Annotated in this window: 18 protein-coding genes; 10 read left to right on the top strand and 8 right to left on the bottom strand. The window is 68.3% G+C overall.

Annotated features, from left to right (window positions below):
• Positions 1 to 361 precede the first annotated feature (361 nt).
• Positions 362 to 925 carry a flagellar hook-length control protein FliK gene (locus DDE23_RS21220; RefSeq protein ID WP_157958095.1) on the top strand — a complete coding sequence of 188 codons (564 nt, stop codon included), beginning with the start codon at positions 362 to 364 and terminating at the stop codon, positions 923 to 925.
• A gap of 9 nt (positions 926 to 934) precedes the next feature.
• A complete protein-coding gene (locus DDE23_RS21215) occupies positions 935 to 1,591 on the top strand; it encodes a flagellar hook capping FlgD N-terminal domain-containing protein (RefSeq protein WP_107754466.1) in 657 nt (218 codons plus the stop codon).
• A 1,177-nt stretch (positions 1,592 to 2,768) separates the two neighbouring features.
• Here DDE23_RS21215 and ubiB read toward each other — a convergent pair.
• Together ubiB and ubiE are read right to left on the bottom strand one after the other, a co-directional pair.
• Positions 2,769 to 4,298 (bottom strand): 2-polyprenylphenol 6-hydroxylase, encoded by a 1,530-nt coding sequence (gene ubiB, locus DDE23_RS21210; RefSeq protein ID WP_107754465.1) that lies wholly within the window; start codon positions 4,296 to 4,298, stop codon positions 2,769 to 2,771.
• A 1-nt stretch (position 4,299) separates the two neighbouring features.
• Positions 4,300 to 5,052: a bifunctional demethylmenaquinone methyltransferase/2-methoxy-6-polyprenyl-1,4-benzoquinol methylase UbiE gene (ubiE, locus tag DDE23_RS21205; RefSeq protein WP_107754464.1), complete on the bottom strand. Its 753-nt coding sequence runs from the start codon at positions 5,050 to 5,052 to the stop codon at positions 4,300 to 4,302.
• 99 nt (positions 5,053 to 5,151) lie between these two features.
• Between ubiE and mutM the strand changes: the two genes are divergently transcribed.
• The 7 genes from mutM to DDE23_RS21170 all read left to right on the top strand — a co-directional run bounded on the left by mutM (position 5,152) and on the right by DDE23_RS21170 (position 12,207).
• Entirely contained in the window at positions 5,152 to 6,015 is an 864-nt protein-coding gene (gene mutM / locus DDE23_RS21200; protein WP_107754463.1) for a bifunctional DNA-formamidopyrimidine glycosylase/DNA-(apurinic or apyrimidinic site) lyase, read from the top strand.
• A 75-nt stretch (positions 6,016 to 6,090) separates the two neighbouring features.
• Complete coding sequence (locus tag DDE23_RS21195) at positions 6,091 to 6,867, top strand: enoyl-CoA hydratase (protein WP_107754462.1); 777 nt, start codon at positions 6,091 to 6,093, stop codon at positions 6,865 to 6,867.
• 168 nt (positions 6,868 to 7,035) lie between these two features.
• The gene (rpsT, locus tag DDE23_RS21190; RefSeq protein ID WP_107754461.1) at positions 7,036 to 7,302 is read left to right on the top strand and encodes a 30S ribosomal protein S20; all 267 of its coding nucleotides are present in this window, start codon (positions 7,036 to 7,038) and stop codon (positions 7,300 to 7,302) included.
• Between the two features lie 449 nt (positions 7,303 to 7,751).
• Positions 7,752 to 9,122 carry a chromosomal replication initiator protein DnaA gene (dnaA, locus tag DDE23_RS21185; RefSeq protein WP_107754459.1) on the top strand — a complete coding sequence of 457 codons (1,371 nt, stop codon included), beginning with the start codon at positions 7,752 to 7,754 and terminating at the stop codon, positions 9,120 to 9,122.
• A 130-nt stretch (positions 9,123 to 9,252) separates the two neighbouring features.
• The gene (gene dnaN, locus DDE23_RS21180) at positions 9,253 to 10,371 is read left to right on the top strand and encodes a DNA polymerase III subunit beta (protein WP_107754457.1); all 1,119 of its coding nucleotides are present in this window, start codon (positions 9,253 to 9,255) and stop codon (positions 10,369 to 10,371) included.
• A gap of 207 nt (positions 10,372 to 10,578) precedes the next feature.
• Positions 10,579 to 11,763: a lytic murein transglycosylase gene (locus tag DDE23_RS21175; protein ID WP_107754455.1), complete on the top strand. Its 1,185-nt coding sequence runs from the start codon at positions 10,579 to 10,581 to the stop codon at positions 11,761 to 11,763.
• A 102-nt stretch (positions 11,764 to 11,865) separates the two neighbouring features.
• A complete protein-coding gene (locus tag DDE23_RS21170) occupies positions 11,866 to 12,207 on the top strand; it encodes a DUF2853 family protein (RefSeq protein ID WP_107754453.1) in 342 nt (113 codons plus the stop codon).
• Between the two features lie 186 nt (positions 12,208 to 12,393).
• Here DDE23_RS21170 and DDE23_RS21165 read toward each other — a convergent pair whose 3' ends face one another.
• The 6 genes from DDE23_RS21165 to recF form a co-directional block, all read right to left on the bottom strand.
• A complete protein-coding gene (locus DDE23_RS21165) occupies positions 12,394 to 13,758 on the bottom strand; it encodes a nodulation protein NodH (RefSeq protein WP_107754451.1) in 1,365 nt (454 codons plus the stop codon).
• Positions 13,758 to 15,428, bottom strand: a complete 1,671-nt coding sequence (locus DDE23_RS21160; RefSeq protein ID WP_107754497.1) for a DUF5927 domain-containing protein — start codon at positions 15,426 to 15,428, stop codon at positions 13,758 to 13,760. Before DDE23_RS21160 ends, DDE23_RS21165 begins: the two co-directional genes overlap by 1 nt.
• 20 nt (positions 15,429 to 15,448) lie before the next feature.
• Complete coding sequence (locus DDE23_RS21155; protein ID WP_107754449.1) at positions 15,449 to 16,459, bottom strand: glycosyltransferase family 2 protein; 1,011 nt, start codon at positions 16,457 to 16,459, stop codon at positions 15,449 to 15,451.
• Between the two features lie 89 nt (positions 16,460 to 16,548).
• Positions 16,549 to 17,571 carry a glycosyltransferase family 2 protein gene (locus tag DDE23_RS21150; protein WP_107754447.1) on the bottom strand — a complete coding sequence of 341 codons (1,023 nt, stop codon included), beginning with the start codon at positions 17,569 to 17,571 and terminating at the stop codon, positions 16,549 to 16,551.
• A gap of 29 nt (positions 17,572 to 17,600) precedes the next feature.
• Positions 17,601 to 18,017 (bottom strand): VOC family protein, encoded by a 417-nt coding sequence (locus tag DDE23_RS21145; RefSeq protein WP_107754445.1) that lies wholly within the window; start codon positions 18,015 to 18,017, stop codon positions 17,601 to 17,603.
• Positions 18,014 to 19,099 carry a DNA replication/repair protein RecF gene (gene recF / locus DDE23_RS21140; RefSeq protein ID WP_107754443.1) on the bottom strand — a complete coding sequence of 362 codons (1,086 nt, stop codon included), beginning with the start codon at positions 19,097 to 19,099 and terminating at the stop codon, positions 18,014 to 18,016. Before recF ends, DDE23_RS21145 begins: the two co-directional genes overlap by 4 nt.
• Before the next feature lie 212 nt (positions 19,100 to 19,311).
• On the opposite strand from recF, the gene DDE23_RS21135 reads away from it, so the two are divergent.
• A complete protein-coding gene (locus DDE23_RS21135; protein WP_107754441.1) occupies positions 19,312 to 23,043 on the top strand; it encodes an RCC1 domain-containing protein in 3,732 nt (1,243 codons plus the stop codon).
• The last annotated feature ends 25 nt before the right edge of the window (positions 23,044 to 23,068 follow it).

The raw sequence follows: 23,068 nt of genomic DNA, 5'->3' as shown, positions 1-23,068 counted from the left end.
ACGAGCCCCCGATCCGGCCCCGAGGCCACAAGGCACGGACAGCGCGCCCGTCACCCCCTTGATCGCCCCTGATCGCGCCCCGGTCAGCGTGCGGCAGCCCGCTTCCGCGCCCGGCGTCCCGCCGCCGGAGGGCGCGACACCTTTGCCGCCGCCCCGCGCCTCCTCCCCGCTGCCGCGCGATCCCTACGGCCCCGCCCGTGCCGTCTTTGCCGCCGCCGAGCCGCCCCGTACCCCGGCCATGGCCGCGGCCCTGCTCCCCGTCCAGCCAGTCCCGGCCGAGGCGGCGGCCATCGCGCGCCCCCCGGCCAGAAGCACCAACCCCGACCGACCGCCGCCGCAAGCCTCCCCTCCCGGGGCGGCCATGCCCTTGCCCGATGGGGCCCCGGTCCCGCTCGCGCCGCCGCCCGGCACTGCCGTTCCCATAGAACAGGCGGCCGACCTCGTGCCGCGCCTCGACGCGCCGCAACGGGTCGAGGTGATGGCCGACCCGCGCCCCGGGGCGACACCCCCCCTCGACACGCCGCACCGGATCGCCCAGCAGATCGCCGCCCGGCTGGAGACCGGCGGTCCCGGCAGGTTCGACCTGGCCCTCAAGCCCGAGGAACTGGGCCATGTCCGCCTGAAACTGGTCAGCCATGAGACCGGCAGCCTGCTGATCGTGCATGCCGAACGGCCCGAAACGCTCGACCTGATGCGGCGCCATATCGGCGCGCTGGAGCAGGATCTGCGGGCGCTGGGCCATGACCAGCTCTCGCTGCGCTTCTCGGGCGGCAATGCGGGCGGCGCCGGGCAACAGGCAACGCCTCACGCCCCGCCCTCGCAAAGCGCCTCGCAGGGCGCCCCCCCGGCCGACCCCCGCCCGCAAACCCAACCCGCGCCCGCGCCGACGCTGCGCGCGCGCGATCACCTCGACCTTCGCCTCTGAGAGGACCGCATGGAAATCGCCTCGAGCTTCGGATCCTTCGGGTCCTCCGCCTCCGCCACCGGCACGCCGGAACAATCGGATTTCGTCACCTTCCTGCAGATGCTGACGACGCAGATGCAGAACCAGGATCCGCTGAACCCGCAATCGGCCTCGGATTTCGCCGTGCAGCTCGCCACTTTCGCCGGGGTCGAGCAGCAGACCTATACCAACCAGCTGCTGGCCTCGATGCTGGGGCAGACCGGGCTGGCCGATCTGGGCGGCTGGGTGGGGATGGAGGCCCGGATTTATGGCGGCGCGCATTTCGACGGCACGCCGATCGCGCTGACCCCCGATCCGGCGCTCGGGGCCGAGGCGGTCACGCTGATCGTGCGGGACGAGGAAGGGCGGATCGTCGACAGCCGCACCCTCGACCCGCAGGCGCAGAGCTACAGCTGGGACGGGCGCGACAGCGAGGGCGCACTGCTGCCCCCCGGCACCTATTCCTTCGAGATCGACTCGACCCTGGACGGCGAGACGCTGGATACCCAGCCGGTCGCCGCCTATGTGCCGATCCTCGAGGCGCGCTACGAGAACGGGATGACGCTGCTGGTGCTGCCCGGCGGGCTCTATGTCGACAGTTCGCAGGTCACCGGCCTGCGCCGGCCGGAGGCTGAACCGGCGAATTGAGCGGGTGCGGCGGGGTGCGGAACTCGGTCCGGCGCGCAACAGGGCGCCGCGCGCCACGGGCTGTCGCAGGGCGCTGCCGGGGCGGGCAGTTGCACGGGGTCCGGGCAAGATTGCCGGCGATGGTGGGCGGTCGCCGACGGGCCTGCGCCGCGCTCGCGATGAAGCCGTGTCGAGACCACGCGCGCTGCGGCGCCCGGGGACAGGCAGGTCGCGAACAGAGTTGCCGGATACAGGCCGCCGACCCGGCCCGCCGGCAACTGAAAGAAGGCTGCATCCCTCAAGCGAGGCCCGCGCGCCGGGCGGCACGCCCGGCGCGCCTGGTCGCCCGAGGGCTGAGCGCCGGAGGCGTTCCGGCCGAGGGCGAAACCCCCTCCCCCCTGCCGGATGCAGCGCGGGCCAGCGGCCAAAGCGCGGCGTGCCTCAGCAGCCATCGCGACCCCGGGCCGGGGGAGCCGGGCCTGCCTTCCGGGTGGCTTCTGACGGCGCTCCCTGATCCCGAGACTGGTGCAGGATCGGGAATGCGCGCCCCCTTGTGCCACAAGGGGCGCATGGGAGCTCAACCGCAGGCGCATGTCCGCAGGCGCCTCCCTGCTGGATTGTGTCGCGCGGGCCGTTCGTCGAGGCGCCGTCCCACCGGCCCCTTGTCTGACCGAAACCCTCGCTCCCTGCCTCCTGTCTATGACCCGGCGCCGCCCCAGGCTCCGCCTGACGTCGGCCAGCACCGCGAAGCCTCCTTGGCCCGTCTTCTGGGTGCGATAGGGGGCCAGCGCATCACCGTTCCGGCGGGTGAACAGGGCCAGCGAGCGATCAGGAACGCGGCGGCCCTCACCGAGGGAGACAGCCGCAATCTTGGCCAACGCTCCGCAACCCTTGCGCCCGCGGCCATGGGCCCCGTCGGAAGCACGGCCCGGCAGATCGCCCTCCGCTCCGAACAGGGGCCAGCGGCTGGCAGGGCGGGTCAGCGCGTCCTCGCAAGCTGCGCGGCCTGCGCCTTACCCCGCCGAAACTCGCGCCGCGACCCGAGAGGCAGAGCGCCGGGAATGACCCAAATGTGCTGGACCAGCGGACAAGAGGGTCGGCAGGCGGGGCAGTATCCCGGCCCGGGCGCCTTGGTTCAGGCTGCGTGCCGGTAGGCCCTTTGCCTGCCGGGCACCGAGCCGAAACCCCGACCCCTGCCTCAGACCGCCAGCCAGGTTGCGACGGCGGCCCAGGTCACCGCGGCGCCGGCGATGAACCAGGCGAGAGGGGCGAGCGAGCGGCGCGGGGGGGCGGGGTCGAGGGGGGTGCGCAGGCGGATCAGGGCGCCCTCGACCGCGCCGGGCAGATGCGGGCCGAAGCGGGCCATCACCGTCAGCGCCCGGCCCAGATCGCGGGCCAGCGCGGCGGGGCCGAGGTTGTTGCGGATGTATTCCTCGACCACCGGCTGGGCGACATGCCAGATGTTGATCGACGGATTGAGGGACCGTGCCACGCCCTCGACCACGACCATGGTGCGTTGCAGCAGGATCAGCTCGGTCCGGGTCTGCATGCCGAAACGCTCGGTCACCTCGAAGAGGTAATTGAGCAGCCGCGCCATGGAAATCCGGCTGGCGTCCATGCCGAAGATCGGCTCGCCCACCGAGCGCAGCGCCCGGGCGAATTCCTCGACATCGCGGTCGGCGGGGACATAACCCGCCTCGAAATGCACCTCGGCGACGCGGCGGTAATCCTTGCGGATGAAGCCGAACAGGATCTCGGCATAGACCCGGCGGGTGTATTCATCCAGTACCCCCATGATGCCGAAATCATAGGCGATGAGGTCGCCATTCGCCGCCACCTTCAGGTTGCCCTGATGCATGTCGGCGTGGAAATACCCGTCCCTCAGCGCGTGTTTGAGGAAGAGCTGCAGCACCCGCTCGCCCAGCTCCATCCGGTCGACGCCCAGCGCGTCGATGGCGGCGTTGTCGCCCAAGGGCGCGCCCTCGGCCCAGCCCAGTGTCATGACCTGACGGCCGGACAGGTGCCAGACCGGCTGCGGGACGCGGAAACCCCGGTCGCCCGCGGTATTGGCGGCGAATTCGGCGGCGGCGGCGGTTTCCAGCCTGAGATCCAGCTCGCCCATCACCACGCCCTCGAAATGGGCGATCACATCCGTGGGCCGCAGGCGGCGGGTCGAGGGCAGGAGGCGCTCGATCATCCCGGCGGCGAAATAGAAGGCGTCGATGTCGCGGCGGAAGGCCTTCACGATCCCCGGGCGCAGCACCTTCACGGCGACTTCCTCGCCCGTCTCGGCCACCCGCGCGTGGTGGACCTGGGCGATGGAGGCGGCGGCGACCGGGTCGCTGAAGTCCGAGAACATCGCCTCGACCGGGCGCTCCAGCTCGGCCTCGATCAGGGCGCGGGCCTGGGCGGTGGGGAAGGCGGGCAGCTTGTCCTGCAGATAGCGCAGCTGGTTGGCCAGATCGAGGCCGACGATATCGGGCCGCGTGGAAAGGATCTGCCCGAACTTGATATAGGCCGGACCCAGCGCGGTCAGCGCCCGGGTCACCGGCGGCAGGGCCGGATCGCCCTTGAGCCCCAGCCAGGCGAAAGGCCAGCCCATGACCCGCGCCACCACGCGCAGGCGGGGCGGGACATTCATCGCCTCCAGCACCACGCGCATGGCGCCGGTGCGTTCGAAAGTGGCGCCGGTGCGGATCAGCCGCCAGAGGTTATGCGGGCCCTTCACGTCAGATCTTCCACCCCGAATGCAGCGCGGCGATGCCCATCGACAGGTTGCGGTACTTCACCTGCTGGAAACCCGCGGCCCGGATCATGGCGGCAAACGTCTCCTGATCGGGGAATTTGCGGATCGATTCGACGAGGTACTGATAGCTGTCGCGATCGCCCGCCACCGCCTGACCCATGCGGGGAATGACGTTGAAGGAATAGAGGTCGTAGAGCTTTTGCAGCCCCTCGTTGGGGATCTGGCTGAATTCCAGCACCATCAGCCGCCCGCCGGGGCGCAGCACGCGGTGGGCTTCCTTCAGCGCGTCGGGGATGCGGACCACGTTCCGGATGCCGAAGCTGATGGTGTAGACGTCGAAGGTGTTGTCCGGGAAGGGCAGCGCCATGGCGTCGCCGCAGACCCAGTCCAGACGCTCGGCCAGCTTCTCGGCCTCGGCCCGCTTGCGGCCTTCTTCCAGCATCGGCGCGGTCATGTCGCAGACCGTGGCCCGCGCGGTTTCGCCCGCCCGGCCGAGGAAGCGGAAGGCCACATCGCCGGTGCCGCCCGCCACGTCGAGCAGGTGCTGGCCCGCGCGGGGCGCCAGCCAGTCCATCATCGCATCCTTCCAGACGCGGTGAATGCCCAGGCTCATCAGATCGTTCATCACGTCGTATTTCGAGGCGACCGAGGAAAACACCCCGTGCACCATCCCGACCTTCTGGTCTTCGTCGACGGTCTGGAAGCCGAAATGGGTGGTGCGGTTATCCGGGCTCATGGCTTTCCCCTGATCCTGCGCGGTGATCTTGTGTTGCGCTCTTCCTTAGCCGAGGATGGCCTCCCTCACAATGCGACCCCTTTTCGCCGGAGCCTGCCCTTGCCCGAACTGCCCGAGGTCGAAACCGTGCGCCGCGGGCTGGTCCCGGCGATGGAGGGAAAACGCATCGAACGGGCCGAGATCCGGCGCCCGGACCTGCGCTGGCCGTTCCCCGAGCGGATGGCCGAGCGGCTGACCGGCGCCGGGATCGAGCGGCTCAGGCGGCGGTCCAAGTACATCCTCGCCGATCTGGATACGGGCGAGACGCTGCTGGTGCATCTGGGCATGACCGGGCGGATGACCGTGTCCGGGATCGAGGCGCCCTATGTGCCGGGCCAGTTTCACCATGCCCACCCGCTGATCCAGAAACACGATCACGTCGTCTTCGACATGGGCGACGGGGCGCGGGTCACCTTCAACGATGCGCGCCGCTTCGGGGCCATGGATCTGATGCCCACCGACCGGGCCGAGGCGCATCCGCTGCTGGCCTCGCTGGGGCCCGAGCCCCTGGGCAACGATTTCCACGCCGAGGGGCTGGCGGCGCGGCTGAAGGGGCGCAAGGGGCCGGTGAAGGTCCTGCTGCTGGATCAGCGGATCGTGGCGGGGCTGGGGAATATCTATGTCTCCGAAGCGCTGCACCGCGCCGGCATCCATCCCGAACGCGCGGGCGGCAGCATCCCCCGCGACGGGCTGGAGCGGCTGGTCGGCGATATCCGCGCCGTGCTGGCCGAGGCGATCGAGGCCGGGGGATCCTCGCTCAGGGATTACCGGCAGGCGGATGGTGAGCTGGGCTATTTCCAGCATTCCTTCCGCGTCTATGACCGCGCGGGCGCGCCCTGCCCTACCCCCGGTTGCGCCGGTTCGGTGCAGCGCATCGTGCAGGGCGGGCGGTCCAGCTATTACTGCGCGACCTGCCAGCGCTAGGGCGGCGAGAGATACCTTGATCCCGGGGCCGGGGCTGCTAGACACGGGCGAGTGAACGACCACAGGGAAACCCTCATGGCGTATGAAACCATCCTCGTCGAGATCGACCATTACGTGGCGACGATCCGGCTGAACCGGCCCGAGGCGCTGAACGCGCTGAATTCGAAACTGCTGGGCGAACTGGCCGATGCGCTGAAGGCGGCCGACCGGAATGACAAGGTCCGGGCGATCATCCTCACCGGCTCGGAAAAGGCCTTCGCGGCCGGGGCCGATATCTCGGAAATGGCGGGCAAGAGCTTCGTCGACATGTTCGAGAGCGATTTCTTCACGCCCGAGACCGACGCGCTGCTGTCGGTCCGCAAGCCGGTCATCGCCGCGGTGGCGGGCTATGCCCTGGGCGGCGGCTGCGAACTGGCGATGATGTGCGACTTCATCATCTGCGCCGAGAACGCCAAATTCGGCCAGCCCGAGATCAATCTGGGCGTGGTCGCGGGCATCGGCGGCACCCAGCGCCTGACCCGCTTCGTCGGCAAGTCGAAGGCGATGGACATGCATCTGACCGGCCGCTTCATGGATGCCGAGGAAGCCGAACGCTCGGGCCTCGTCAGCCGCGTGGTGCCCACCAAGAAGCTGATGGAAGAGGCCATGGCCGCGGCGCAGAAGATCGCCTCGAAATCGGGCATCGCCACCAAGGTGGTCAAGGAAGCGGTCAACCGCAGCTACGAGACGACGCTGCGCGAGGGGATCCTGTTCGAGCGCCGCATCTTCCATGCGCTCTTCAGCACCGAGGACCAGAAAGAGGGCATGAGCGCCTTCCTGGAAAAGCGCGAGGCGCAGTTCCGCGACCGGTGAGGGGGGATTTCCCCCCTTTTCTTTTTCCGGCGGTTGGCTTATGGACCGCCCCACATGCGCGTGGGCCCGCTTAGGCGAGAATCGACCTGATCCCAAGGAACCTGTTTCCGGCGGATCGGAGGGTCTGTGTGCAACGATATTGTAACAGACCCGGAAAGAGCCCAGACCATGGCCAATACGCCCCAGTCCAAAAAGCGCGCCCGTCAGAACGAGGCCCGCTTTGAAGTGAACAAAGCCCGCCGTTCGCGCATCCGCACCTACCTGCGCAAAGTGGAAGAAGCGATCGCGTCGGGTAACGCCGAAGCCGCGAAAACCGCCCTGCTGGAAGCCCAGCCGGAACTGGCCCGCGGCGTGTCGAAAGGCGTGCTGCACAAGAACACCGCCTCGCGCAAAATGTCGCGCCTGACCTCGCGCGTGAAGGCCCTGAACGCCTGATCCGCTAAGGTTAACGCCCTGTTAAGATTAGAAAAAGCGCGCCTCGGGTGCGCTTTTTCCATACCTGCCGGCAGGGGTCCGTCAGGGGGAGTGTGGCACGAAACCCACGCCCTCGGCGATTCCTTCGGCCCCCTCTCCTGTCAAGAACGTTGTTCGGTTGAAGGCCTCGCCGGGGGCTTGATAGCGTTGCCCTGCGATTCACGAAGCCCTGGGGGGGACATTCCTGAACCGCGACGATTCGCTGCCCTTGCTGCCGCTCTGGGAACCGGGTTGTTGTTGTTTGTCCGTTCGGGCCCTGCCGCCTGATCGGGTCGTTCCCCTCTTGTCTGTTGCCGCCGCCCCGTGCGGCCGGTCCGGCGATGTTTCGCGCCATGCGATCCGGGTCTACCGGACGAAAGAACGAGAACAGAATACCGCGCCATCCGGACGCGGTCATGGGTTGGGACAGAATGACAAACGGCGTGTGGGGCGATGTCCGCAAGAAACTTCGGGACGTTGTCGGGGAAAGCAATTTCATCACCTGGATCGCGCCGCTCGAGCTGACCGGATTCCGGGGCGGCGTCGCGCAGCTGGCCGCGCCGACCAATTTCATCGCCAATTGGGTGAACCGCAACTTCGCCGACCAGATCCTGCGCGCGCTGAACGCCGCCGGGGCCGAGGTCCATCGCCTGGACCTGGCGGTTCAGGTGCGCGTCCCGGGCACCCGGCCCGAGGCCGAAGATAGCCCTGCCCCCGCCGCCCCGCGCGCCGCTGCCGTGGCCGCGCCGCAGGGCGAAGAACTGCCCGGCGCGCCGCTCGACGCGCGCTATACCTTCGACAATTTCGTGGTCGGCAAGCCGAACGCCCTGGCCCATGCCGCCGCCCGCCGGGTGGCCGAGGGCGCGGCGGTGACCTTCAACCCGCTGTTCCTTTACGGTGGCGTCGGGCTGGGCAAGACCCACCTGATGCACGCCATCGCCTGGGAGCTGCAGGCCCGCAACCCGGAAGCCCGGGTGCTGTATCTGAGCGCCGAGCAATTCATGTACCGCTTCGTGCAGGCGCTGCGCGAAAAGCAGATCATGGACTTCAAGTCGCTGTTCCGCTCGGTCGATATCCTGATGGTCGACGACGTGCAGTTCATCGCCGGCAAGGACAGCACGCAGGAAGAATTCTTCCACACTTTCAACGCGCTGATCGACCAGAACAAGCAGATCGTCATCTCGGCCGACCGCGCGCCGGGCGAGATCAAGGATCTGGAGGAACGCATCAAGAGCCGCCTGCAATCGGGGCTGGTGGTCGACCTGCATCCCACCGATTACGAGCTGCGGCTGGGCATCCTGCAGCAGAAGGTCGACCAGAACCGCGCCAATTACGGCAATGTCTCGATCGCGCCGGATGTGCTGGAATTCCTCGCCCACCGGATCACCACCAACGTCCGCGTGCTGGAAGGGGCGCTGACCCGGCTTTTCGCGCTGGCCTCGCTTCTGGGGCGCGAGATCACGCTGGACATGACGCAGGACACGCTGGCCGACATCCTGCGCTCGTCCGAGCGCAAGGTCACGGTCGAGGAAATCCAGCGCAAAGTGGCGGAACATTACAACGTGCGCCTGTCGGACCTGATCGGCCCGAAGCGCCTGCGCACCATCGCCCGGCCGCGGCAGGTGGCGATGTATCTGGCCAAGCACATGACCACGCGGTCCCTGCCCGAGATCGGCCGCCGCTTCGGCGGGCGCGATCACACCACGATCCTGCACGGTGTGCGCAAGGTCGAGGAACTGCGCGCGCAGGACAGCCAGCTGTCCGAGGACCTGGATCTGCTGCGCCGTCTGCTGGAAAGCTGAGCCTGAGGCGCCCGGAACGCCCGGCGAACCTTGACGGCGGCGGCAAAGGGCCGCAAACAAACAGGAACCAGAAAAGACAGGCCGGGCCGGCGCGTTGTCGGCACCGGCCTGATGTGTCGGAGGGAAGGCGATGAAGCTCAGCATCGAACGCGCAACGCTGTTGAAGGCCGTGGCGCAGGCTCAATCGGTGGTCGAGCGGCGCAACACGATCCCGATCCTGGCGAACGTCCTGATCGAGGCCGAGGGTGCCACTGTCAGCTTCCGCGCCACCGATCTGGATATCGAGGTCGTGGATAAGGCCGCCGCCATGGTCGAACGCGCCGGCGCCACCACCGTCTCGGCGGTGATGCTGCACGAGATCGTCCGCAAGCTGCCCGACGGCGCGCTGGTCTCGCTGACCGACGACCAGCGGACCGGGCGGCTGACGGTCGAAGCCGGACGCTCCACCTTCGCGCTGGCGACGCTCCCGCGCGAGGATTTCCCGGTCATGGCCTCGTCGGAATATCAGACGAATTTCAGCGCCAAGGCGGGCGATCTGAAGCGGCTGTTCGAGAAGTCCAAGTTCGCGATTTCCACCGAAGAGACGCGCTATTACCTGAACGGCGTCTACATGCATGTGGCCGAGGGCGAGGATGGGCGCGTCCTGCGCTGCGTCGCGACCGATGGCCACCGGCTGGCGCGGATCGACTGCCCGGTGCCCCCGGGCGCCGAAGCGATGCCGGGCGTGATCGTGCCGCGCAAGACGGTGAACGAGCTGAAGAAGCTGCTCGATGACGACGCGGCCGATATCGCGATTTCGGTCAGCGAGACCAAGGTGCGCTTCGCCACGGCGGAAATCGCCCTGACCTCGAAGGTGATCGACGGGACCTTCCCCGATTATTCGCGCGTCATCCCGGTGGGCAACCAGAAGCGGCTGGAAGTCGACGCCAGCGAATTCGCCAAGGCGGTGGACCGGGTGGCGACGGTGTCGTCCGAACGCTCGCGCGCGGTGAAGCTGATCCTGGATGAGGACAAGCTGACCCTCTCGGTCAACGCGCCCGACAGCGGCATGGCCCAGGAAGAGCTGGTGGTGGCCTATGGCGACGACCATCTGGAGATCGGCTTCAACGCCAAGTACCTGCTGGAGATCGCCAGCCAGATCGACCGCGAGAACGCGGTCTTCCTGTTCAATTCCTCTGGCGAGCCGGCGCTGGTGCGCGAGGGCACCGATGCCTCGGCGGTCTATGTCGTGATGCCGATGCGGGTCTGAGACCCGTTCCGGCGGCACCATGGGAAACCGGGTCAGGGGGGCTTTCTGCCCCCCTCTTGGCCTGCGGCCAATTCACCCCCCGAGGATATTTTCAGCGCAAAGAAGGCGCGGCCTTTTGGCGGGGATGTGACCGGCGCGATTTCCGGGAACGCTTGGCCGAAGGGGTGGTTTGTTGCTAGGTTGCTGCAACATTCCACAGGAGATTTCATGCGCCTCGTTCTTGCCGCCGCGATTTCGGCCCTTTGCCTGTCCCCCCTTGCCGCCGGGGCCCAATCGGCGCCCTGCGGCGGAAGCTGGTCCAGCTTCATCGCCGGTCTGGAACAGGAGGCGGTGCAATCGGGCATCCCCGCCGATGTCGCCGACCGCTTCTTCGGCCGTCTGCAGCAAAGCCAGACGGTGCTGAGCCGCGACCGCGGGCAGGGGTTCTTTCAACGGCCCTTCATCGACTTCTCGCGCTCGCTGATCAGCCAGAACCGGCTGGACCGGGCGCGGCGCCTGTTGCAGCAGCAGCCGCAGCTGTTCCAGCGCCTGCAACGCGATTATGGCATCAACCCGGGCGTGATGCTGGCCTTCCTGGCCTTCGAGACCGATTTCGGCCAGGTGCAGGGCGATATCAACACCGCCAATGCGCTGGCCACGCTGGCGCATGATTGCCGCCGCCCGGGATTGTTCCGCCCGCAGCTGATCGCCATGGCCGAGCTTTATCGCCGGGGCGATCTGGATCCGGCGACCACGCAGGGTGCCTGGGCGGGCGAGATCGGCATGGTGCAGATGCTGCCGCGCGACATTCTGGCGCTGGGGGTCGATGCCGATGGCAACGGGCATGTGGATGTGCGGGGCTCGCTGCCCGATGCCGTGCTGACCGGCGCGGCGCTGCTGCGCCACCATGGCTGGCGTCCGAACGAGCCCTGGCTGGTCGAGGTGCAGATCCCCGCGAATCTGGACCTGACGCGCACCGGGCTGCGCACGCAGATGAGCGTCAGCGACTGGTCGCGGCTGGGCGTGCAGGCGCGGGGCGTGTCGATGCCCTCGGGCGGGCTGAGGGCCTCGGTGATCCTGCCGCAGGGGCATCGCGGCCCGGCCTTCATGATCTTCGACAATTTCCGCGTGCTGTTCGAATGGAACCAGTCCTTCACCTATGTCGTGACCGCGGCCTATTTCGCGACGCGGATCGAGGGGGCGCCGGTCTATGAGGCGGGCAACCCGCAGGAGGGGCTGGGGCGCGAGCAGATGATGGAGCTGCAGCGCCGTCTGGCCGCGCGCGGCTTCAATGTGGGCGAGGTGGACGGCATCCTCGGCGCCGGCACCCGGGCCGCGGTGCAGGATGTGCAGGCGCAGGTCGGCCTGCCCGCCGATGGCTGGCCCACGCCCGAGCTGCTGCGCCGCCTCTGAGCCGCAATCGCCAACCCCGCCGCGGTTTATGCTTGCGGCGGGGACCAAGCGGTTCGTATGGTTTCTGCCGAAGAAAGACTATTCTCAGGGAGATACCGAACGATGGGACGCCGCGACGATCTGATCGCCAAATACGCCGATGACCTGCGCAACAAATGCGGGATGGAGCCGGATATGGCGCTGCTCACCAAGGTAACGATCGGCTGCGGCCCGTCGATCTATGACGCCGATGCCTCGACCGTGGCGGCCAGCCAGCCGGATGAGATCGCCACCGTCAAGGAAAAGTACCTGGTCAAGAAGCTGGGCCTGACCGACGGTCCGGCGCTGGACGAGGCGATCGACGCCGTGATCGCCACCTATGGCAAGTCCGAGCGCAACAAATACCGCGCCGTGGTCTATTACATGCTGTGCAAGCATTTCGGCAAAGAGGCGGTTTACGCCTGAGCCGCGCCCTGCGCGGCATTCGCGACAAATGCCGCGCAGAATGCTTTTGCCTCGGACCACACCGCGTGGCAGGCTGTGTCCATGGGCCAGGATGGTCCGGGACATATCCGTTTCTACGTGTGGTGCGAAGGGCACGTGGGAAGATGGGGGGTTCCGGGAAACCGTGAGCCCCCTATCTCATTTCCCTCACAGATCGCCGAAGCCGAACCTGTCGTAGTCGCGCCCGTAAGCCGCGCGGCAGAGCGCCTGCATCTCGGCATCGAGGATCGCCTCGAGGCCGGTGTCGGCAGCGCTGCCGGGCGGCGGGGGCGCGGCATGGCCCATGCGACGGGCCAGGGCGGGCAGGTCCTGCGCCAGATCCTCTTCCCGCAGGATCAGGTCGGGCTGGATCACCGCGCCATAGCCCTGAAGCTGGGCGGCCTGCGTCGCCCAGAGCGGCCAGGGTTGCAGCCCGGTCTGCCCCTGGATCGAGGCGCGGCAGAAGTTCAGATAGGCCTTGAAGGCGGTGGCGGGATCGGGGCCCGTGCCCAGATCGACGCCATAGAGCCGCGCCAGATGCTCGCGCACCGGGGCGAAATCGCCGCTGTCGCGCACCCGGACGAAGGCGGCATGGGCGCGGCGCAACGGGTGGCGGAGCACGGTGAAGGACCGGAACCCGGGATGCGCCTGCCGCCAACGGTCGAGCCGCCCTTCGTCGAAACCGGACTCGGGCGCCGCGCCGTCGAGCGTGGTCAGCCAGTCGGTCACGGCGCCCTCGGGCGCGGCCCTGAGCGGCAGGAACAGCAGCGGCGTGCTGGCACCCGCCTGGATCGCTGGCAACAGCGGGCCGCGCCGTGTCTCGAAATTCGGCGTGCGGCCCAGGTCGAAGCGGTCGATCCGCGCCAGGGCCCGGGCGACCTCGGCCGGGTTGGTGAGTTTCTGCTCCAGCGGCTCGGGGTTCTGCTTCTTCAGGGCGCGCGGCAGGTCGGTGATGCGCGCCGGCACCCCCAGCCAGCGGGCCAGCCCGTTCAGCACGTCCAGATCGTTGGCGTCGTCATAGCCGATGTAGAACGCGGTCTGGCCGCTGCGTTGCAGGGTGTTCAGGATCTCGATCTGCGTGGCCTGCAGGCGCGAGAGATGCTCCTCGAACTCGGCGGCGACGAAGGGGACCTGCACCTGCCGGCGGTGCTTCACATCGCCCAGCTTCCACTGGTTGGTGGCGGCGGCGATCTTGCGCGAGACGTAGCTGTCCAGCGGATTGCGGGTCAGCACCACCTTGGCGCAGGCGGTATCGGCCAGCACATGGTCCCAGATCCGGCGGTCGTGGTCATGGAACAGCCGGAAGCCCGGCATCCGCACGCCCTTCCGGACCGCCATCATCAGCCGCCATGGATCGGCCTCGCGCTCGGCGAAGGTGACGCCTTTGTAGCTGTCGGTGCCGGGGGTGTTGATGAAGCCCGGGTTGAAGATCTCGCCATGGCATTCGATCCCCTCGAAAGCGTTGAGGTTCGATTCCAGCAGATTCGAGCCCGTCCGCATCTCGGCCAGAATCACAAAACAATCGAAAGCCATCACTTCATCCGGTGCGAGGGATCGGGGGGCAGCGGCGTGGTCGGGAAATCGCCCATCAAGACCGGCTGCATGCCCTGATTGCGCAGCTCTTGCAGGAACGAGCCGAAGCCGGTGAGGTCGACCAGATCGGGCAGGCGCATCAGCCGGGCGGCGGAATGGGGCGCGATCTCGTCAAAGAGGGTGTGCAGCGGCTCGGCCGGGTTTTCGAGGAATTCGGCCATGGTCCAGATGCGGATGCGGGCCCGGGTCTGGGGGGCGTGCAGGATCTCGATCATCTCGGATTCGATGCGTTGCAGGCGCGCGGCCTCGCGCCGAAGCTGGGCGAAATCCCCGCCCGATCGGTAGAGCGGCACCGCCCAGGCGCCGGAAATGACCGAGATCTGGGCGTTGGAATCGGTGGCCATGAACCACAGCAGGTCGAACTTGCGGCCCTGGGTGTCGCCGGGGCCGAACTGGAAGCACTGACGCTCGCCCCGCGTGGCCCAGAGGAGGTTGGTGAGGAAGGCGCGCGGGTTGTAGTCCCGCAGCGTCGCGCTGTCGCTGAGCCCGCCCGCGAAATGGCGTTCACGCCCGGCGAACTGGGCTTTCTGCGGGGCGAAGAGGTGGCCATGCACCCGGCAATTGGCCACCGCGGCCAGCCAGCCCTCGAAATCCTGAAAGACCTCGGTGAAGCCCTGAAAGACGGAATAGGGCTCGGCCGTCTTGCCATTCTCGCGGTTGGCGACGGGGAAGCGGCTGGCCATATAGAGGCCCGGCCGCCCCCGCACCCGCTGTTCGGTGGCGCGGGCGAAATGGCGGTCGATGCGGCTGGGCTGGGGTTCCGTGTCGGAGCCCGCCTCGCGCGGGGCCAGAAAATGCTGATAGAGCCGGTCGGCCCCGCGCCAGATCTTGCGGGCCATGAAGCAGTCGGACCGCCTGAGCAGCGTCAGATGGTCGTCGTAGAAGACATGCGGCTTGCCCTGATGGTCGAACTTGCCCAGCGTCAAGGAGCGGCTTTCGATCCGCCGGGCGTGCAGCCGGACCAGGGTCTGGAAATAGCTTTCGTCCGGGATCCAGACCCGCCGGAAATAGCGGTCATAGACCGGGCGCATCGGGTCCTTGAGGATCGCCTCCAGCGTCTCGCGCGTCAGGCACCACCATTGGCTGCCCATATGCGGCACGATCCCGTCGGGGATGTCGCGTTTCACGGGGAGCAACCGCTGGGCATCGACCAGCCGGTCGAAGACCCATTTGTTGCGCTTGAAGCCGACCGGGAACCAGAGGGTGAAGCGTTCCTCGTTCAGCCCACCCTTGGTCCAGTTCACATCCGCCACATTGACCGATTCGATGAAATCGGTGTCGGGATGGCGGTCGAGCCAGGCCTGAAGCTCGGCCACCGGCCTGAGCGGCAGGCAGGCGCCGGACATCGCATAGACCCGCTCCACCCCCGGGAAGTCCCTGAGCAGCAGCTCGGCGGCCGATTGCATGGCCGCCACCAGCGACCAGGTGCCCCAGTCGCAGCGGTGCCGCTTGCAGAAGCGCACCTGCGGCAGGTCGGCCAGCGCCTGCACCAGCCCCTCGCGCTGGGTGGCGGGGGTGCGGGCATCGACATGGATCACCACGGGACTGCCGGTGCCCGCGACGAACCGCGCCACCTGCGCCGCGCGGTCCAGCGCCTGATGCACCAGCATGATGAAGCCCAGCCGCGCGCTCACGCCCAGTTTCCTTTCGACATCAGCCCCATGATCTCGAGCTGTCGCCAGTTGATGAAGCGTTCCGACCATTTGGTCCAGAGGTCGGTGCGATCGGCGATCCCGACGGCATAGGCCTGATATTCGCGGCTTTCGGCGTAATGCTGGCCGCGCGCCATCTCGTCACGCACCTTGTCGCTGAGGGTGGCGAGGAATTTGGTGTGCAGCAGGCAGCCCGAGGCCTTCTCGCCGCCCAGCGTGTCATAGGTCAGGTTCAGCCCGCGCGGCAGCAGCATATGGGTCGAGCTGACATAGACGAAGCTGCGGTGCCATTTGACCAGCGGGATCTTGTTCAGCGCGGGCGCGGCCCGGGGTTTGTCGGCGAAATAGCCGCGCGCCCGGGGGCCGCCCTGGATCCAGAGGTTGCGGAAACGGTGGTTGCGGGTGATCGCGTAATTGCCGCTGTCGAACCAGCCGGCGATCTCCAGCGGGTTCTGGCCCTCAAGGCAGGGCTGATCGCCGACCGGCCCCTTGGGATAGACATCCAGCAGCAGCGTGCCGAAGCTGCGCAGCCCGGCATCGTCCAGCCAGTCGGTCAGCGCCCTGAGCGGGCGCGTGTCGCAATGGGGATAGAGGAAGAATTCGTCCACATCGACGGTCAGCGCCCAATGTCCGTGCCCGTAACGCCGGAGCAGCCCGTTCATCCAGTCCATGCCGAAGCGCGAGGCCTTGTAACTCGCCTCGGCCCGCCAGACGGAGGTATCGGGCTGCTGGGCCAGATACTCGGCCGAGCCGTCGTCCGAGCCGTTATCGACGATGAGGAAATGCTCCACGCCCAGCGCGCGGTAGTATTTCAGGAAATAGGCCAGGCGCGGCTTTTCGTTCCTCAGCGTGGCGAAAAGCAGGATGGCGTTCCTGCTGATCTGATCGGTGCGATCGGCCAGCGGCTGCAACTCACGTCCCTTCAGCCGGGCGCGGATCTTCCAGCGCCGGCGCATCAGCCGCAGCCGATAGGAGGTGAGGATGCCCAATTGTCTGTCCCTTTGGGGTTTCCCCCGAAACTACCGGAGTGGGAATCGGCTGGAAACCGAAAACTTCCGCGGCTGGTGACGCCCCGCCCTCAGCCCCAGCGGCCACGCGACATGAGGCCTTCGGCCTCCAGCGCGCGCCAGCCGCGATAGGGCGTTGAATAGGGGGTCCACAGATCAGGCGCGGCAATCAGCGCGTCGTAATAGGGATCGAACACCCCGGGATCGCCGAAATGCTGGCGGCGGGTCTTTTCCTCGGCCGATCTGGCGCCGATGCCGGGCAGGAATTTGGTGTGCAGCAACACGCCCGACACTTTCTCGCCCCCGTCGGTTTCATAAACCCGGTTCAGCGGGCGCGGCAGCAACACATGCGTCGAATTGAGATAGGCATAGCGCCAATGCCATTTGACCAGCGGGATCTTGGCCAGCGTTGGCCCGCGTTCCGGCTGATCGGCGAAGAACGCCCGCGACCGGGGCCCGCCCTGGATCCACAGCGCCTTGGTATCCGGTTTGCGGGTGATCGTGTAATTGGCGCTGTCGTACCAGGCCAGAACCTCGACCGGGTCCTGCCCGGGGCGATAGGCGACCTGATCGAGCGGCCCCTTGGGATAGAGGTCCAGCATCAGCGCACCGAAAGCCACCTCGCCCTCGTCCTCGAGGAAATCGCACAGCGCGGGCAGCGGGCGGGTGTCGTGATGGGGATAGACCAGCAGCTCGTCGGCATCGACGCTGAGGCACCAATGACCCCGGCCGTGGCGCGACAGAAGCCCCTGCATCCAGTCGACCCCGAAACGGGATGCCCGGTAGCTGGCGCTGGTGTGCCAGAGCGAGACATCCGGCTGATCGGCGAGGTAATCGCGGCTGCCGTCGTCGCTGTCGTTGTCGACCATCAGGAAATGCCGCACGCCCAGCGCCCGGTAATGGGTCAGGAAATGCGGCAGGCGCTGGATCTCGTTCCTGAGCGTGGTGAAGGCCAGCACGTCGCCTGTGCGGATCGCCTCGGTCCGGTCCACCAGCGGCGTCAGCTCACGGCGCTTGCGCAGGGCCCGGGCCAGCCGCAGCTGGCGCCTGCGGCGCCAGAGGTAATCGAGCCACCATTTGCGTGTCCGCCGCATGCCACCCCTGCCCTGCCGCAGCCCTCAGCCTAGGCCAGCCGCCCTTCGGCGTCGAGCGGCCAGAAGGGGTTGTGGGCCAGTTCCCAGACATGCCCGTCGGGATCGGCGTAATAGCCGGAATAGCCGCCCCAGAACACCGCCTCGGGCGTCTTCAATGCCGTGGCCCCGGCCGCCAGCGCCTGCGCGAAAGCGGCGTCCACCGCCGCGCGGCTGTCGAAATTCTGCGCCAGCGTCATCGCCCCGGTGCCCAGCGCGGCGCCCTTGCGGCCCTGATCCTCGGCCAGCGGGTCCAGACCGAAGAGGCCCATCTTCATCCCGCCGAGATCGTAGAAGATCACGCCGGGATTGGTTTCCTGCGGCTCCCAGCCCAGCGCGGCATAGAAGGCGCGGGCGCGCTCCAGATCGGCCACGCCCAGCGTGACCAGGGTGATGCGTTGCGGTTTCATAGCTCTGTCTCCGTGATCTGCGTGTCGCCCACGGTTTCGGACAGGCGCAGCGCCTGCGCCCGCGCGCCGAGGGGGGTGAAGAGTTCGGGCCCGGTGCCGGTGAGGAAGGCCTGCACCCCCATGGCGCAGAGCGCATCGTAAAGCGCCGCGCGCCGCCCGTCGTCGAGATGCGCCGCCACCTCGTCCAGCAGCAGGAAGGGCGCGTGGCCGCGGTCTGCGTGCAGCGCCCGGGCATGGGCCAGCAGGGTGGAGATCAGCAGCGCCTTCTGCTCGCCGGTCGAACATTGCGCCGCCACCCGCCCCCGCGCCGCCCAGAGCGCGGCAAGGTCGGCGCGATGCGGCCCGACCAGCGTGCGCCCGGCCGAGAGGTCCCGGCGCCGGTTCTCGGCCAGCGCCGTGGCCAGATCCGCGGGGCTGTCATCGGCCAGCGTGAGGTCGGGTTGCGGGAAGGGGCTGTCCGGGTCCTGCGCCGCGGCGAGCCGGTCGAGGGTCGCGCGCCGCGCCTCGGTCACCCGGGCGCCCGCCTCGGCCATCTGCGCTTCAAGCGCGGCGTACCAGCGGGCGTCGGTCACCCCCTCGCGCAGCAGGCGGTTTCGTTCGCGCATCGCCTTGTCATAGGCCAGCGAGGCCTCGGCATGGTCGGGCTGGAAACCCAGCACCAGCCGGTCCAGAAAACGCCGCCGCCCCTCGGCCCCCTCGATCCAGAGCCGGTCCATGGCGGGCGTCAGCCAGAGCATCGGCGCCAGCCGCCCCAGTGCCGATTGCGCCGCCGCCTTGCCGTCGATGCGCACGCTGCGCGGCTGGCCGGGGGCGGCGGCGGTCTCGATCTCGTGCCCGGTGCCCTGGAGGTCGATCTCGGCCTCGATCTTCCAGCCCAGACCGGCGGGCTGCGCGCCCAGCTCCTCGGGCGCGGCCCGGCGCAGGCCGCGGCCGGGCGACAGCAGCGAGATGGCCTCCAGCAGGTTGGTCTTGCCCGCGCCGTTGTCGCCGTAAAGCACCACGACGCGCCCGTCGAACGCCAGTTCCGCCCGCGGATGCGAGCGAAAGCGCGACAGGGTCAGGCGGACAAGGCTGAGCGACATGAGGCAGGGTTACGGAACATCGCGCCCCGCCGCAACGGCCAAGGGGATGCCCCGCCCGCCGCCGTTGCAGGACCAAGGGAACGCCGGAGTTTCCGGGACGCGCCAGTTTTTGCGGGATTTTGGCGGAATTGCGGAGCTTTGCGGTCTGGAGCGGCTTCGAACCCTTGTTATAAAGGCGCGAATGTTGTCCGAGCCCCCTGATTCGAGGCCCCATGTATTCGTTTTCCCGCCGCCTTCTCGTCCTTCTGTTCCTGGTTCTTGCGTTTACCCAGACTGCGGCAGCCGACGGGCTTTTCACCACGCCCTCCGCGCTGCGGTCCAATGCGGCGGATACCGCCCCGCCGTTTCTGGCGACCAGCCGCGCGCGCGACGTCATCCTCGATCAGGCCTATCTGGCCGATACCATCGCCCCGCTCGGCAGGGACCAGCAGCCCGGACGGCTGGAACAGGTGCCGCAGCCGACCCAGGTGCGGATCGAATTGTTCCCCGGCCTCGTGGTGGATTTCCAGCGCAGCTCGATCTCCGAGGCGTTCGGCGGCGGCTATGTCTGGACCGGCACCGCGCAGGACCCGGTCGAGGCGCTGGCCAATCTGGTGATCCGCGACGGCACCGTCACCGGCCATGTGGAGATCGGCGGCACCGAGCCCCGCAGCTACCGCATCGACCCGATCGCCCCGGGCGGCCTCCACCGCATCACCGAACTGGACGGCGCGGGCTTCCCCAGCGAGGGACACCCGCCGCATGACGAGGACCATGGCGCGCTGCACGACGCCGCCCCGGCACTGCCGGCCGGGCGGGCGCAGTCGGACACCGTCACCACCATCGACGTGCTGGTGGCCTATACCCCGGCCGCCTCCTCGGGGATCGAGAGCGCGGCGAACCTGGCGATTTCGCTGGCCAATACCGGTTTTACCAGCAGCAATGTGCTGATCCAGTACCGGCTGGTCGGCCTGGTCCAGGTGCAGAACTACGCCGAGACCGACATGGAGACCATGCTGGCCGACCTGCGGCTGGGCACGCAGCCCGGCTTCCAGACCGTCCATGCCGAGCGCGACGCGCGCGGGGCCGATCTGGTGTCGCTGCTGGTTTCGGCCTCGGGCCAGTATTGCGGCATCGGCTACCTGCCCGACGTGCCCACCGCCGCGACGGACCATCTGGGCTATTCCGTGACGGCGGTGAACTGCATCTCGAACCATACCTTCGCGCATGAACTGGGGCATAATGCCGGGGTCAACCACGACCGCTATGTGGTCAGCCCCGCGCCGCCGAATTCGCAGGATCAATACGGCTATGTCGACGTGCCCTCGCGGTTTCGCACGATCATGGCCTATGCCAACCGCTGCTCGGACCAGGGCGTCAGCTGCACCCGGATCAACCAGTTCTCGAACCCCGAAGTCACCTACAACGGACAGACCACCGGCATCCTGGCGGGCAACCCGGGCGCGGCCAATGCGGCCCGCTGGCTGAACGCCGTGCGCGAGGCGGTCGCCGCCTACCGGCCCGAGGTCGGCACCGGCGGCGCCCCGGTCAACGACAATTTCGCCAACCGCACGCTGGTCGCCGCGCCGGGCACCCTGGCCGGAACGAACGTCAACGCCACCGCCGAGGCCGGGCAGCCGATCCTTCCGGCCGGTGCGACCAATACCGTCTGGTGGCGCTTTACGCCCACGGTCAACGGCCAGCTGACAATCAGTACCTGCGGCAGCGGCTTCGATTCGGTGCTGGCGGTGTTTACCGGCGCGGCGCTCGACGCGCTGACCCCGGTTGCCGAGAATGACGATTCCTGCGGCCTCAACGCCAGCGTCACCTTCCAGGCGCTGGCCGGGACCGAATACCAGATCGCCGTCGCAGGCAAGCTCGACGCCAGCGGCACCATCGCCCTGAACCTGGCGGTGACCCCGGCGGCGCCCGCGGCGACGACCACGGCGCTGGTCTCGCCCGGCAACGGCGCGCAGGCGACCGTGGGCGATACGGTGCTTCTGCAGGCCTCGGTCAGCGCCGCGCAGGGGGTGGCGAACGGCCTGGTCAGCTTCCGCCGTAACGGGATCGAGATCGGCCAGGGTGCGCTCGATGCCCAAGGGCAGGCCCGCCTCAGCGTCGCCACGCTGCCGGTCGGCAGCTACCAGATCACCGCGCATTTCCTGGGCAGCGCCGGGTTCACAGCCTCGGCCTCGGCCGCCCGGACGCTGACCATCGTGCCGCGGGTGGTGGTCCGTCCGGCGAACGACGATTTCGCCAACCGCATCACCATCGCCGCCCCGGGGACCGTCACCGGCACCACGATCGACGCCACCCCTGAGGCCGGACAGCCGGTGATCGAGGGTTTCAGCGACGCCAATGCGGTCTGGTGGCGCTTCACCCCGGCAAGCAATGGAACACTGACCGTCAACACCTGCGGCAGCGATTTCGACACCGTTCTGGCGGTCTTTACCGGTGCCGCGGTCAACGCGCTGGCTCTGGTGGGCGAGGATGACGACACCTGCCTCTACCAGTCGCAGGTCGCGTTCGTGGCCTCGGCCGGGGTCGAGTACCAGATCGCCGTCGCCGGCTACAGCGGCGAGGAGGGTGACATCACCCTCACCGTCATCCTGGAGACCACGCAGGTCGCCACCACCACCGCGCTCACCGTGCCGCCGCTCGGCTATTTTCAGGAGCCGACGAATTTCACCGCCGTGGTGAGCGGGCCTGGCGGCACGCCGACCGGCAGCGTCAGCTTCCGCAGCAACGGCGTGGAAGTCGCCACCGGCGCGCTGGACATCACCGGGCGGGCCAGCGTCGATGCCGCCACCCTGCCGATGGGCAGCAGCGCCATCACAGCGGTCTATGGCGGCGACGGCCTCTTCGCCGGTTCGACCTCGGCCGCGCAGCCGCTGACGATCATCAGCCGACCGCAGATCGTGGCGGGCGGCGCCCATAGCTGCGCACGCACCCGGGACAGGTCGCTCTTTTGCTGGGGCGACAACGTCAATGGCCAGGTCGGCAATGCCTCGAACGACGATCAGCTGAACCCGCAGCCGATCCCGGTCTATTCGCGCGACATCGCGCTGGGGGATTTCCACACCTGCGCCCTGCGCGAGAACGGGCGCCCCTATTGCTGGGGCCGCAACAACGCGGGCCAGGTCGGCGACGGGACCACGCAGGGCCGCTGGCGCCCGGTGAGCGTGCCCGGGCTGCGGCGCGTGGCGCAGATCGTGACCGGGGCCCAGCACAGCTGCGCACTGCACACCAACGGCACCGTCTCGTGCTGGGGCGCGAACGGGTCGGGGCAACTGGGCGACCGGAGCTTCACCGACCGCCTGACCCCGGTCAGCGTGATCGGTCTGCGCCGCGTCGTGGCGCTGACCGCCGGGGGCAACCATACCTGCGCCCTGCGCGACACGGGCATGGTCCTGTGCTGGGGCGAGAATGCCGCGGGCCAGCTGGGCGACGGCACCACCACGAACCGCAACCAGCCGACCAACGTGATCCCCTTCGGTCGGGTGCGCCAGATCTCGGCCGGGAGCAACCACACCTGCGCCGTGCACAATTTCAACAACGTCTTCTGCTGGGGGTCGAACAGCTCGGGCCAGGTGGGCGACGGGTCGTTCACCGACCGCCTGCAGGCGGTGCGCGTGCTGCGGCTGCCGGTGCAGAGCATCGTCCAGGTCAGCGCCGGGGGTCTGCATTCCTGCGCCCTGGCCATGGACGGCAGCGCCTATTGCTGGGGTAACAACGCAGCGGGGCAGTTGGGCGACGGCACGATGAGCAACCGCTGGCGGCCGGTGATGGTCGCGGCGGCGGAAACGCCGATGGACCAGCTGTCGGCCGGGGGAATGCACAGCTGCGGCATCATCAACAGCACCGGCGATGCGCTGTGCTGGGGGGCCAACGACTCGGGGCAGCTGGGCAATGGCTCGACCGAGGCGAGCCCGCTCCCCGGCTATGTCTATGCCGCGCCGAACTGAGCGACCGGCCTGAGACGCGAAAACC

Origin of the sequence: Pararhodobacter aggregans, assembly GCF_003075525.1 — a bacterium.
Lineage (GTDB): Bacteria > Pseudomonadota > Alphaproteobacteria > Rhodobacterales > Rhodobacteraceae > Pararhodobacter > Pararhodobacter aggregans.
The sequence above is the reverse complement of the archived record's forward strand: the minus strand, read 5'-3'. Positions and strand labels throughout refer to the sequence as shown.